The sequence below is a fragment of the Pontibacillus chungwhensis genome, from assembly GCF_030166655.1.
GTDB lineage: Bacteria > Bacillota > Bacilli > Bacillales > BH030062 > Pontibacillus.
Map to the genome: position 1 here is coordinate 264,924 of NZ_CP126446.1, position 12,658 is coordinate 277,581.

At 47.1% G+C, this 12,658-nt stretch carries 7 protein-coding genes, 14 tRNA genes and 3 rRNA genes; 23 read left to right on the plus strand and 1 reads right to left on the minus strand.

Going from position 1 to position 12,658, the window contains the following annotated elements:
- Positions 1-47 precede the first annotated feature (47 nt).
- A complete protein-coding gene (locus QNI29_RS01510) occupies positions 48-2,210 on the plus strand; it encodes a Tex family protein (RefSeq protein ID WP_231419655.1) in 2,163 nt (720 codons plus the stop codon).
- A 25-nt stretch (positions 2,211-2,235) separates the two neighbouring features.
- Here QNI29_RS01510 and cmpA read toward each other — a convergent pair whose 3' ends face one another.
- Complete coding sequence (cmpA, locus tag QNI29_RS01515; RefSeq protein ID WP_231419656.1) at positions 2,236-2,349, minus strand: cortex morphogenetic protein CmpA; 114 nt, start codon at positions 2,347-2,349, stop codon at positions 2,236-2,238.
- Between the two features lie 113 nt (positions 2,350-2,462).
- Here cmpA and QNI29_RS01520 point away from each other — a divergent pair, with 113 nt between their 5' ends.
- The 22 genes from QNI29_RS01520 (at position 2,463) to tsaD (ending at position 12,526) form a co-directional block, all read left to right on the plus strand.
- Positions 2,463-2,912: a SprT family protein gene (locus tag QNI29_RS01520; protein ID WP_231419657.1), complete on the plus strand. Its 450-nt coding sequence runs from the start codon at positions 2,463-2,465 to the stop codon at positions 2,910-2,912.
- 282 nt (positions 2,913-3,194) lie between these two features.
- Positions 3,195-3,269: transfer RNA gene (locus QNI29_RS01525), tRNA-Asn, on the plus strand.
- A gap of 2 nt (positions 3,270-3,271) precedes the next feature.
- A tRNA-Ser gene (locus QNI29_RS01530) sits at positions 3,272-3,362 on the plus strand.
- Positions 3,363-3,372: 10 nt separating this feature from the next.
- Positions 3,373-3,447 (plus strand) — tRNA-Glu (locus QNI29_RS01535).
- A 9-nt stretch (positions 3,448-3,456) separates the two neighbouring features.
- Positions 3,457-3,533 (plus strand) — tRNA-Asp (locus QNI29_RS01540).
- A gap of 6 nt (positions 3,534-3,539) precedes the next feature.
- A tRNA-Gln gene (locus QNI29_RS01545) sits at positions 3,540-3,614 on the plus strand.
- Positions 3,615-3,623: 9 nt separating this feature from the next.
- A tRNA-Lys gene (locus QNI29_RS01550) sits at positions 3,624-3,699 on the plus strand.
- A gap of 14 nt (positions 3,700-3,713) precedes the next feature.
- Positions 3,714-3,798: transfer RNA gene (locus QNI29_RS01555), tRNA-Leu, on the plus strand.
- A 54-nt stretch (positions 3,799-3,852) separates the two neighbouring features.
- A tRNA-Leu gene (locus tag QNI29_RS01560) sits at positions 3,853-3,939 on the plus strand.
- An 87-nt stretch (positions 3,940-4,026) separates the two neighbouring features.
- Positions 4,027-4,103: transfer RNA gene (locus QNI29_RS01565), tRNA-Arg, on the plus strand.
- Positions 4,104-4,109: 6 nt separating this feature from the next.
- Positions 4,110-4,186, plus strand: a tRNA-Pro gene (locus tag QNI29_RS01570).
- 16 nt (positions 4,187-4,202) lie between these two features.
- Positions 4,203-4,276 (plus strand) — tRNA-Gly (locus QNI29_RS01575).
- A gap of 10 nt (positions 4,277-4,286) precedes the next feature.
- A tRNA-Ile gene (locus QNI29_RS01580) sits at positions 4,287-4,363 on the plus strand.
- Positions 4,364-4,474: 111 nt separating this feature from the next.
- Positions 4,475-6,037: ribosomal RNA gene (locus QNI29_RS01585) — 16S ribosomal RNA — on the plus strand.
- 213 nt (positions 6,038-6,250) lie between these two features.
- Positions 6,251-9,165 (plus strand): 23S ribosomal RNA (locus QNI29_RS01590).
- A gap of 185 nt (positions 9,166-9,350) precedes the next feature.
- Positions 9,351-9,466, plus strand: a 5S ribosomal RNA gene (gene rrf / locus QNI29_RS01595).
- Together the 16S, 23S and 5S rRNA genes with 14 tRNA genes alongside form the textbook arrangement of a ribosomal RNA operon.
- Before the next feature lie 21 nt (positions 9,467-9,487).
- Positions 9,488-9,564, plus strand: a tRNA-Met gene (locus QNI29_RS01600).
- Positions 9,565-9,600: 36 nt separating this feature from the next.
- Positions 9,601-9,677: transfer RNA gene (locus tag QNI29_RS01605), tRNA-Asp, on the plus strand.
- A 210-nt stretch (positions 9,678-9,887) separates the two neighbouring features.
- Positions 9,888-10,346: a tRNA (adenosine(37)-N6)-threonylcarbamoyltransferase complex ATPase subunit type 1 TsaE gene (tsaE, locus tag QNI29_RS01610; RefSeq protein ID WP_231419735.1), complete on the plus strand. Its 459-nt coding sequence runs from the start codon at positions 9,888-9,890 to the stop codon at positions 10,344-10,346.
- Positions 10,343-11,053 (plus strand): tRNA (adenosine(37)-N6)-threonylcarbamoyltransferase complex dimerization subunit type 1 TsaB, encoded by a 711-nt coding sequence (gene tsaB / locus QNI29_RS01615; RefSeq protein WP_231419736.1) that lies wholly within the window; start codon positions 10,343-10,345, stop codon positions 11,051-11,053. The genes tsaE and tsaB overlap by 4 nt, the downstream gene beginning before the upstream one ends.
- On the plus strand, positions 11,046-11,492 hold the full coding sequence (gene rimI / locus QNI29_RS01620; protein ID WP_284526725.1) for a ribosomal protein S18-alanine N-acetyltransferase: 447 nt from the start codon (positions 11,046-11,048) through the stop codon (positions 11,490-11,492). Before tsaB ends, rimI begins: the two co-directional genes overlap by 8 nt.
- Positions 11,492-12,526 carry a tRNA (adenosine(37)-N6)-threonylcarbamoyltransferase complex transferase subunit TsaD gene (gene tsaD / locus QNI29_RS01625; protein ID WP_231419737.1) on the plus strand — a complete coding sequence of 345 codons (1,035 nt, stop codon included), beginning with the start codon at positions 11,492-11,494 and terminating at the stop codon, positions 12,524-12,526. The genes rimI and tsaD overlap by 1 nt, the downstream gene beginning before the upstream one ends.
- Positions 12,527-12,658: the final 132 nt, after the last annotated feature.

Consider the following 12,658-nt stretch of genomic DNA (forward strand, 5'->3'; position numbering starts at 1 on the left):
TTTGGTAAAATGGAAGAATAGGATGAACCAGGATAGGAGGAACTCAGATGAACGATGAAGCACAAATCATACAATGGGTAGCAAAGGAAACATCCATAAAATCCTCATTGATTCAAGAAGTGATATCGCTTTTAAATGAAGGGAACACGGTCCCTTTTATTGCGCGTTACAGAAAGGAACAAACTAGTGGGTTAGATGAGGTTCAAATCAATACCATACAAGAGAAATGGGAGTATGGGCAGAACCTATCGAAGAGAAAAGAAGAAGTAGTTCGTTTAATTGAAGAGCAGGGGAAACTGACAGAAGAATTGCGTTCTGAAATCCTTAAAGCTCAACAGCTTCAAAAAGTGGAAGACCTATACAGACCATACAAACAAAAGCGACGTACAAAAGCCACGGTGGCAAAAGAAAAGGGGTTAGAACCTCTGGCGCTCGCGGTTTGGGATCACAGTATTCAAGATCTACAAAGCGAAGCAAAAACGTATCAATCTGAAGAAAATGAATTACATACAATAGAAGATGTACTCGCTGGAGTAAATGATATCCTAGCCGAATGGATATCGGACGAGCCAGTATACAGAGACTATATTCGAACGAAGACCTTTGAAAAAGGATCAATTGAATCCGTAGATAAAAATAAAGAGCATGATGAGAAGTCGATTTTTGAAATGTACTACGACTATTCAGAGCCAATACGCTCCATTGCGTCTCACCGGGTTCTTGCGCTTAACCGGGGAGAGAAAGAAGGGGTTCTAAAGGTAGCGATCCAGCCACCTGTAGAGATGATCCTCGATTATTTACACCGAAAGCTTATCCCGAAGCAGTCAGGTGAAACCATTCAAATTTGGAAAGACGCCATCGAGGATTCTTATAAACGTTTAATTCAGCCTTCCGTAGAAAGGGAAGTACGCACTTCTCTTTCTGAACGAGCAGAAGAGCAGGCGATCGATGTTTTCTCTAAGAACTTAAAGAACTTACTTCTGCAGCCGCCTTTAAAAGGACGAGCTGTATTAGGAGTGGACCCGGCTTATCGGACAGGGTGTAAACTATCTGTAGTAGATGAAACGGGAAAAGTGCAGGCCATTAAAGTGGTTTATCCAACACCTCCGAAAAATGATAAAGCTGGTGCTGAGAAAGTCATCCTCCAACTTATGAAGCAATACCCAATTGAGCTTGTCGCAATAGGAAACGGAACGGCATCGAGGGAAACGGAGCAGTTTATTGCGGACATGATCCAGAATAATAATCTGGACATTGCGTATATGATTGTAAATGAAGCGGGGGCAAGTGTATATTCGGCTTCTGCCTTAGCAAGGGAGGAGTTTCCTGACTTACAGGTTGAAGAACGAAGTGCGGTATCTATTGCCCGTCGAGTGCAAGATCCGTTAGCAGAACTGGTTAAGATCGATCCAAAGTCAATTGGAGTCGGTCAGTACCAACACGATGTCTCTCAGAAAAAGTTAAATCAGTCCTTAACGTTTGTGGTCGAAACCACTGTAAACCAAGTAGGTGTGAATGCAAATACAGCTTCCTCTTCTTTATTGCAATATGTATCAGGACTTAGCAAAACAGTTGCAAATAATATCGTGAAAGTAAGGGAAGAGCAAGGGAAGTTTACAAACCGGAACCAATTAAAGAAAATCCCTCGTCTTGGGGCCAAGACTTATGAACAAAGTATTGGGTTCTTAAGATTGCCTGAGGGAGAAGAACCATTAGATCGCACACCGATCCACCCTGAAACGTATAAAGCTACGAAGCAATTGTTGAGTAGGATGGGGTGCTCTGTAGAAGACCTCGGATCAGAGAAGTTAAACCAACAAGTTAAAGAGCTTGAGGTGCAACAGGCTGCTGAAGAATTAGATATTGGTGTTCCTACACTGCAGGACATTTTAGAAGCGCTTGTGCAACCAGGCCGTGACCCACGTGATGACTTGCCGACTCCGTTGCTCAAAAAGGATGTTCTTTCAATGGAAGATCTTAGGCAGGGAATGGAATTACAAGGAACGGTGCGAAATGTTGTAGATTTTGGAGTGTTTGTAGATATAGGAGTTAAACAAGATGGGTTGGTCCACATTTCTAAATTAGCCAAGCGCTTCGTTAAGCATCCTTTAGACGTAGTAGCGGTAGGGGATGTAGTTACAGTTTGGGTAGAAGATGTAGATACAAAGAAGGAACGAATTGCGCTTTCTATGCTAGGGCCATCTGAATAATGAAATATATAGAAAGAAGCACTGCTTACGAGCAGTGTTTTTTTCTATAGAAATACCAGCACTGATTAAGCATCTTTATTTGATATGAGTTTTTTTCCTGGTATGCTTTCATCAGTTGTCGCTGTAACCAACTCGGCATATGGGACACCACCTTTCTGGTTGTATGTAAATCGTGTTGCTGTTGAGAAAGGTTTTGCGTTACTTTTATGGTATGCATATAAACGCCCATATGTGATAAAGGAGGGAAAAACGATGGATAAGGAAAAGACATTACATGAGTGGGTGGATCAAATCTCGAGAGAATGGTTCAAAAAGCCTTATGTAGATGAGGTCACAATGAACAATCGTCTACGCACAACAGGTGGTCGTTATTTACCTGCTTACCGGAGGATTGAGCTAAATCCTAAATACCTGAGGGAATTAGGAGAGGAAGAGTTCGAAGGAATTATCAAACATGAATTATGCCATTACCACCTTCATATAGAAGGGAAAGGGTATCAACATAGAGATCCAGAGTTTAAAGCATTGTTGAAAGACACGAAGTCACCGAGGTTTTGCAAAGCTCTCCCTTCTCAATATAAGAAACCCAATCATATTTACCAATGTGAAGATTGTCTAGAGCGTTACAATAGGATAAAGAGGGTGAATACAACCAAATACCGTTGCGGGAAATGTAAGGGGAAGTTAAAAAAGATAGAATAATGTATTGACCTTGGACGAGCCACGTGTTAAATTATTATAGCCGTCATCGATACGGCGCATTAACCGAATCAAATGATTTCATTTTTTTCGAGAATGTAATTGACACTTTTAATAAATTAATGTAATATATTAAAAGTCGCAACGGAAAACAAAAAAAGAGATAAAGTCAAATGAGATTAATTTCTTTAAAAAATTCCTTGCAAACAGCAAAAAAACATGATAAAGTATTTAATTGTCGGCGAAAGAAAACAAGCCGCAAACAAAATACAATTTGATTCCTATTCCAACGTAGCTCAGTGGTAGAGCTATCGGCTGTTAACCGATCGGTCGCAGGTTCGAATCCTGCCGTTGGAGCCAGTGGAGAAGTACTCAAGTGGCTGAAGAGGCGCCCCTGCTAAGGGTGTAGGTCGCGTAAGCGGCGCGAGGGTTCAAATCCCTCCTTCTCCGCCATTTCCTATCTGGCCCGTTGGTCAAGCGGTTAAGACACCGCCCTTTCACGGCGGTAACACGGGTTCGAGTCCCGTACGGGTCACCATTACATATTGGTCCGGTAGTTCAGTTGGTTAGAATGCCTGCCTGTCACGCAGGAGGTCGCGGGTTCGAGTCCCGTCCGGACCGCCACTTAATTGGCCCATAGCCAAGCGGTAAGGCAACGGTTTTTGGTACCGTCATGCGCTGGTTCGAATCCAGCTGGGCCAGCCATTATACGAAGAGCCATTAGCTCAGTTGGTAGAGCATCTGACTTTTAATCAGAGGGTCGGAGGTTCGAATCCTCCATGGCTCACCATTTATACACACCGTGCGGGTGTGGCGGAATTGGCAGACGCGCTAGACTTAGGATCTAGTGTCTCTCGACGTGGGGGTTCAAGTCCCTCCACCCGCACCATCATTATTGCAAGCGATCTTCGCTGTAAAGCGTTAAATAGCTCAAGTTGATTGAGCGGTCGTGGCGGAATGGCAGACGCGCTAGGTTGAGGGCCTAGTGGGGGTTCACCCCGTGGAGGTTCAAATCCTCTCGACCGCACCATTGAAGTCACAAAGAAATTTAAAAAAAGTACTTGCATTAATAAAACAGACATGATACAATAAATCTTGTCGCTTCAAAAAAAGACATGCGCCCGTAGCTCAATTGGATAGAGCGTTTGACTACGGATCAAGAGGTTAGGGGTTCGACTCCTCTCGGGCGCGCCATTTCAACGGGAAGTAGCTCAGCTTGGTAGAGCACATGGTTTGGGACCATGGGGTCGCAGGTTCGAATCCTGTCTTCCCGACCATCGGAAAACTTGATATGCGGGTGTAGTTTAGTGGTAAAACCTCAGCCTTCCAAGCTGATGTCGTGGGTTCGATTCCCATCACCCGCTCCATATATAACATGGGCCTGTAGCTCAGTTGGTTAGAGCGCACGCCTGATAAGCGTGAGGTCGGTGGTTCAAGTCCACTCAGGCCCACCAGAGAAACATTTGATCTTTGAAAACTGAACGAAACAACATGTATCGTCAATGTCTTTAAATTGATTTTTTAAAGCCAGTAATCATTTATTTTGATGCTAGGCAGACTCACATTTTATGGAGAGTTTGATCTTGGCTCAGGACGAACGCTGGCGGCGTGCCTAATACATGCAAGTCGAGCGCGTGAATCAACATGATCCCTTCGGGGTGATTGTTGTGGATCGAGCGGCGGACGGGTGAGTAACACGTGGGCAACCTACCCATGAGATCGGGATAACTCCGGGAAACCGGAGCTAATACCGAATAACCCAGTGAACTGCATGGTTCACTGGTAAAAGGCGGTTTCGGCCGTCACTCATGGATGGGCCCGCGGCGCATTAGCTAGTTGGTAAGGTAACGGCTTACCAAGGCAACGATGCGTAGCCGACCTGAGAGGGTGATCGGCCACACTGGGACTGAGACACGGCCCAGACTCCTACGGGAGGCAGCAGTAGGGAATCTTCCGCAATGGACGAAAGTCTGACGGAGCAACGCCGCGTGAACGATGAAGGTCTTCGGATCGTAAAGTTCTGTTGTTGGGGAAGAACAAGTGCCAGAGGAAATGCTGGTACCTTGACGGTACCCAACCAGAAAGCCACGGCTAACTACGTGCCAGCAGCCGCGGTAATACGTAGGTGGCAAGCGTTGTCCGGAATTATTGGGCGTAAAGCGCGCGCAGGCGGTTCCTTAAGTCTGATGTGAAAGCCCACAGCTCAACTGTGGAGGGCCATTGGAAACTGGGGAACTTGAGTACAGAAGAGGAGAGTGGAATTCCACGTGTAGCGGTGAAATGCGTAGAGATGTGGAGGAACACCAGTGGCGAAGGCGACTCTCTGGTCTGTAACTGACGCTGAGGCGCGAAAGCGTGGGTAGCAAACAGGATTAGATACCCTGGTAGTCCACGCCGTAAACGTTGAGTGCTAGGTGTTAGGGGGTTTCCGCCCCTTAGTGCTGAAGTTAACGCATTAAGCACTCCGCCTGGGGAGTACGGCCGCAAGGCTGAAACTCAAAAGAATTGACGGGGGCCCGCACAAGCGGTGGAGCATGTGGTTTAATTCGAAGCAACGCGAAGAACCTTACCAGGTCTTGACATCTTGCGCTATCCCTAGAGATAGGGAGTTCCCTTCGGGGACGCAATGACAGGTGGTGCATGGTTGTCGTCAGCTCGTGTCGTGAGATGTTGGGTTAAGTCCCGCAACGAGCGCAACCCCTAATCTTAGTTGCCAGCATTCAGTTGGGCACTCTAAGGTGACTGCCGGTGACAAACCGGAGGAAGGCGGGGATGACGTCAAATCATCATGCCCCTTATGACCTGGGCTACACACGTGCTACAATGGATGGTACAGAGGGCCGCGAGACCGCGAGGTCAAGCAAATCTCAAAAAACCATTCTCAGTTCGGATTGCAGGCTGCAACTCGCCTGTATGAAGCCGGAATCGCTAGTAATCGCAGGTCAGCATACTGCGGTGAATACGTTCCCGGGCCTTGTACACACCGCCCGTCACACCACGAGAGTTGGCAACACCCGAAGTCGGTGAGGTAACCTTTTTGGAGCCAGCCGCCGAAGGTGGGGCCAATGATTGGGGTGAAGTCGTAACAAGGTAGCCGTATCGGAAGGTGCGGCTGGATCACCTCCTTTCTAAGGATATTACGGAACTAGCGAGTCCTTCGGGACTTGCTAGCAGGCACACATTGTGCCATTAAACCATTGACCATGTTCGTTTCGTTCGGTTTTGGAAGCTCAAATGCTTTCAAACAGTACCTTGAAAACTAGATAAGAATTAGACATCAAACCAACGTTAGATTTAACGTAAGCATCATTATGATGCGTCTTTTCACATTGATTTTAGATAGTTAAGTGAATAAGGGCGCACGGTGGATGCCTTGGCACTAGGAGCCGATGAAGGACGGGACTAACACCGATATGCTTCGGGGAGCCGTAAGTAGGCTATGATCCGGAGATTTCCGAATGGGGAAACCCACTACCCGTAATGGGGTAGGATCCTTAACTGAATTCATAGGTTAAGGAAGGTAGACTCGGGGAACTGAAACATCTCAGTACCCGAAGGAAGAGAAAGCAAACGCGATTTCCTGAGTAGCGGCGAGCGAAACGGAAACAGCCCAAACCAGAGAGCTTGCTCTCTGGGGTTGTAGGACGCTCCATTGGAGTTACCAAGAAACAAGATAGATGAATGATCTGGAACGGTCAGCCGAAGAAGGTAACGGCCCTGTAGTCAAAATCTTGTTTCCTCCGGAGCGGATCCTGAGTACGGCGGAACACGAGGAATTCCGTCGGAATCCGGGAGGACCATCTCCCAAGGCTAAATACTCCCTAGTGACCGATAGTGAACCAGTACCGTGAGGGAAAGGTGAAAAGCACCCCGGGAGGGGAGTGAAATAGAACCTGAAACCGTGTGCCTACAAGTAGTTGGAGCCCGTTAATGGGTGACAGCGTACCTTTTGTAGAATGGACCGGCGAGTTACGATCCCATGCAAGGTTAAGATGAAAAATCGGAGCCGCAGCGAAAGCGAGTCTGAATAGGGCGAAATAGTATGTGGTCGTAGACCCGAAACCGTGTGATCTACCCATGTCCAGGGTGAAGGCCAGGTAACACTGGCTGGAGGCCCGAACCCACGCACGTTGAAAAGTGCGGGGATGAGGTGTGGGTAGCGGTGAAATGCCAATCGAACACGGAGATAGCTGGTTCTCTCCGAAATAGCTTTAGGGCTAGCCTCAAGGTAAGAGTCTTGGAGGTAGAGCACTGATTGGACTAGGGGCCCTCATCGGGTTACCGAATTCAGTCAAACTCCGAATGCCAACGACTCATCCTTGGGAGTCAGACTGCGAGTGATAAGGTCCGTAGTCGAGAGGGGAACAGCCCAGACCACCAGCTAAGGTCCCTAAGTTTATGTTAAGTGGAAAAGGATGTGGAGTTGCTCAGACAACCAGGATGTTGGCTTAGAAGCAGCCATCATTTAAAGAGTGCGTAATAGCTCACTGGTCGAGTGACTCTGCGCCGAAAATGTACCGGGGCTAAACATAACACCGAAGCTGTGGATTGTTCTTACGAACAATGGTAGGAGAGCGTTCTAAGTGCTGTGAAGTCAGACCGTAAGGACTGGTGGAGCGCTTAGAAGTGAGAATGCCGGTATGAGTAGCGAAAGAAGAGTGAGAATCTCTTCCACCGTAAGTCTAAGGTTTCCTGAGGAAGGCTCGTCCGCTCAGGGTTAGTCGGGACCTAAGCCGAGGCCGAAAGGCGTAGGCGATGGATAACAGGTTGATATTCCTGTACCACCTCCTTTCCGTTTGAACAACGGGGGGACGCAGTAGGATAGGGAATCCGCTCCACTGGATGTGAGCGGCCAAGCAGTGAGTGAGATGCATAGGCAAATCCGTGCATCAATCACAAGCTGTGATGGGGAGGGAACTATAGTACCGAAGTTCCTGATTTCACACTGCCAAGAAAAGCCTCTAGTGAGGAAAGAGGTGCCCGTACCGCAAACCGACACAGGTAGACGAGGAGAGTATCCTAAGGTGATCGGGAGAACTCTTGTTAAGGAACTCGGCAAAATGACCCCGTAACTTCGGGAGAAGGGGTGCTCCTTCATAGGAGGAGCCGCAGTGAAAAGGCCCAATCGACTGTTTAGCAAAAACACAGGTCTCTGCGAAACCGAAAGGTGAAGTATAGGGGCTGACACCTGCCCGGTGCTGGAAGGTTAAGGGGATGAGTTAGCATTAGCGAAGCTTTGAACCGAAGCCCCAGTAAACGGCGGCCGTAACTATAACGGTCCTAAGGTAGCGAAATTCCTTGTCGGGTAAGTTCCGACCCGCACGAAAGGTGCAACGAATTGGGCACTGTCTCAACAAGAGACCCGGTGAAATTATACTATGCGTGAAGATGCGCATTACCCGCGACAGGACGGAAAGACCCCGTGGAGCTTTACTGTAGCCTGATATTGAATGTTGGTACAGCTTGTACAGGATAGGTGGGAGCCGTCGATGCCGGAGCGCTAGCTTCGGTGGAGGCATCCGTGGGATACCACCCTGGCTGTATTGACATTCTAACCCAGGACCGTGATCCGGTCCGGAGACAGTGTCAGGTGGGCAGTTTGACTGGGGCGGTCGCCTCCCAAAGAGTAACGGAGGCGCCCAAAGGTTCCCTCAGAATGGTTGGAAATCATTCGCAGAGTGCAAAGGCACAAGGGAGCTTGACTGCGAGACCTACAAGTCGAGCAGGGACGAAAGTCGGGCTTAGTGATCCGGCGGTGCCGTATGGAAGGGCCGTCGCTCAACGGATAAAAGCTACCCCGGGGATAACAGGCTTATCTCCCCCAAGAGTCCACATCGACGGGGAGGTTTGGCACCTCGATGTCGGCTCATCGCATCCTGGGGCTGTAGTCGGTCCCAAGGGTTGGGCTGTTCGCCCATTAAAGCGGTACGCGAGCTGGGTTCAGAACGTCGTGAGACAGTTCGGTCCCTATCCGTCGTGGGCGTTGGAAATTTGAGAAGAGCTGTCCTTAGTACGAGAGGACCGGGATGGACGCACCGCTGGTGCACCAGTTGTTCCGCCAGGAGCATAGCTGGGTAGCTACGTGCGGAAGGGATAAGTGCTGAAAGCATCTAAGCATGAAGCCCACTTCGAGATGAGATTTCCCATCACTTCGAGTGAGTAAGATTCCTTGTAGACGACAAGGTTGATAGGTCGGAGGTGGAAGCGTGGTGACACGTGCAGCTGACCGATACTAATAAATCGAGGACTTAACTAACAAAAGCGCAAGCGACCGCCTAGACCCGTACGGATAAGACAGATTTTCGAAAAAGGCTTTAGCCTTTGTAGAAAAGATGACTTATACGCTAGGGTCTGGGAGCTGGAGCTAGACGTAAAAACGTAAAAGGCACGATGTCATAATTCTTATCTAGTTTTGAAGGTACTCCTTCAACAAAACAATAGTATGGCGGTTTTGGCGAAGAGGTCACACCTGTTCCCATGCCGAACACAGAAGTTAAGCTCTTCAGCGCCGATGGTAGTCGGGGTTTCACCCCCGCAAGAGTAGGACGCCGCCATGCTTTGTTTATATTATTTATCGTCGCGGGGTGGAGCAGTCTGGTAGCTCGTCGGGCTCATAACCCGAAGGTCGCAGGTTCAAATCCTGTCCCCGCAACCAATTTATATTTGTTGCTTTTTTGATTAATCAAAAATTGGTCCGGTAGTTCAGTTGGTTAGAATGCCTGCCTGTCACGCAGGAGGTCGCGGGTTCGAGTCCCGTCCGGACCGCCATTTTATTTTTGATTACATATGATTGTTTATCCAAGCCTTAGGAAAACCTCCTAAGGCTTTTCTAATGCACTTTTTTAACGTAACTAAAGTGCTACCGCCTCGTAATCTCTTACGGTAATTACGTTTTTTTCTTTTTGCCTTTGTTTTTGCTATGATGGTGGTTAGATACAATTCGATTCGCTAGACTGGAATAGGAAGAAGGTGTTTCGTATGAGTGAAAGCTATACGATCGATACACACTCAGCTGAAGAAACAAAAAAGGTTGCTGAACGCCTGGGTGCCCTTTTGGAACCAAATGACCTTCTCACGCTTGAAGGAGACCTTGGTGCCGGAAAGACCACTTTCACAAAAGGACTTGGTACTGGTCTTGGGGTGACTCGTACGATTAGTAGTCCAACCTTTACGATTGTTAAAGAATACGAAGGCCGGATGCCTCTTTATCACTTAGATGTATACAGACTAGAGGATAGTGATGAAGACATCGGTTTTGATGAATATTTCGATGGAGGAGGCGTTTGTGTTGTAGAGTGGGCTCAGTTTATTGAAGACTATCTACCTGACAATAGGTTAGATATAGAACTCTTTTATAACAATGAAGACGAACGCTCTATCCATTTAAAGCCTCGTGGAGAACGATATGAACGAATATGTAAGGAGTTAGTCAAATGAATGTGTTAGCTATCGATACATCGAATCAACCCATGACGATCGCCGTCATGCAAGATGAACAGCTTATAGCCGAGTACACAACAGATATAAAGAAAAATCATTCAGTGCAGCTCATGCCAGCTATCAACCAAATGTTAGTGGACTGTAAGATGACCCCGCAAGATCTGAATCTGATTGCCGTGGGGCATGGGCCAGGATCCTTCACGGGAGTTCGTATTGGACTTACAACAGCTAAAACGTTAGCCTGGTCGTTATCTATTCCGATTGTAGCTGTCTCTAGCCTAGAGGTCTTAGCTTACAATGGAATCTTATTTAATGGTCTTGTGTGTCCTTTCTTTGATGCTAGAAGGGGACAAGTTTATACGGGGCTGTATCAAGCTGAGGGGTTCGAGGAAATGGCTCCTGTGAAAGATGAAGTCAACATTCTTCTCACAGATTGGCTGGAAGAGCTTCGTGCGTCAGGGGAACCTATTTTATTTATTAGTTCACAGCTTTCGATCCATCAAGAGAAGATTCGAGAAGTATTAGGAGAACAGGCTGTTTTCTCTTCCTTGCCTGTTCATTTACCAAGTGCAGGAATGTTGGCTCATATCGCTCTGAAGAAGGAGACGACGCCTATTCATGCCTTAACCCCAAATTATCTTCGTTTAGCAGAAGCTGAGTCCAAATGGCTTGAGAGCCAAAAGGGGCATCAGCCAAGTGACTAAAGTGATTGTTCGTCAAATGACTGAAGAAGATATCGATACGGTTCTTGAATTAGAGAAAGCGTGCTTTGCCACTCCTTGGACTCGTGATGCGTTTGAGCATGAGCTTCAGGATAATCCATACGCTACGTATTTCGTGCTAGAATTCGATGGCGAACTCGTTGGCTATTGTGGCTTGTGGGTTATTATAGATGAAGCTCATATTACGAATATTGCGATCTTGCCTGAATACAGAGGGAAAAAGTTAGGGGAATCCTTGTTTCAGGTTGTCATGGAAAAGGCGCGTTTAGTTGGAGCCATGCAGCTTTCTCTCGAGGTAAGAGTTTCGAATATCGTGGCTCAACGATTGTACCGTAAGTTTGGTCTTGTCCCTGGAGGGATTCGGAAAAATTATTATACAGATAATCAAGAGGATGCTGTAGTTATGTGGGTGAAATTATAATGGATCAATACATTTTAGGAATTGAGACAAGCTGTGATGAGACAGCTGTGGCGATTGTGAAGAATGGGACTGAGCTGATTGCTAATGTCGTTGCTTCCCAAATTGAGAGTCATAAGCGCTTTGGTGGTGTTGTGCCTGAAATTGCATCTCGTCACCACGTAGAACAAGTGACCCTTGTATTAGAAGAGGCTCTGGAGAAAGCCGATATGCGTATGGAAGACATCGACGCGATTGCCGTTACAGAAGGACCTGGCTTAGTCGGTGCTTTATTAGTGGGTGTAAACGCAGCTAAGGCGTTAGCCTTTGCGTATCAAAAGCCTCTTGTTGGGGTTCAGCATATCGCAGGTCATATCTATGCGAATCGTCTTATGAAAGAGTTTCAGTTTCCGCTCCTTTCTTTAGTTGTTTCAGGCGGACATACTGAACTTATTCTAATGAAAGAACATGGGTCGTTTGAAGTCATTGGAGAAACACGGGATGATGCTGCAGGGGAGGCCTATGATAAAGTAGCCCGAACGCTAAAGCTACCTTATCCAGGAGGACCTCATATTGACCGACTCGCACACGAGGGAGAAGTGACGATCGACTTCCCACGTGCTTGGCTTGAGAACGATTCTTTTGACTTTAGCTTCAGTGGACTCAAGTCATCGGTTATTAACACGTTGCACAATGCGAAACAAAAGGGAATAGAACTAAAGCAAGAAGATATTGCTGCAAGCTTTCAGGAAAGCGTCGTTGATGTGTTATCCACAAAAGCCTATAAAGCAGCTAAGCAATATGGTGTGAAGCAAGTTATTGTGGCTGGCGGAGTTGCTGCCAATAAAGGACTGCGTGCTCGCCTTGAAGAGAAGTTTGGCGAGGAGGAAGAACTGGAATTGTTAATTCCGCCTCTTCACTTATGTACCGATAATGCAGCTATGATCGCCGCTGCCGGAACGGTTGCTTTTAATCAAGGTCACCGCGCCGGATGGGATTTAAACGGCAATCCATCTTTATCGTTAGAGCGATATGCGAAACGTTCTATTACAAAGTAATACACAAGGTAAAAGCGAAACCAAGTATCGGTTTCGCTTTTGTTGTGGAGAAAAGGTCTGAAAGTTTAAATAAATGTGCATAAGTAAACGTTTTCCACAGGTTAAAAACAAGCTGTGCATAAAATTTGTAGA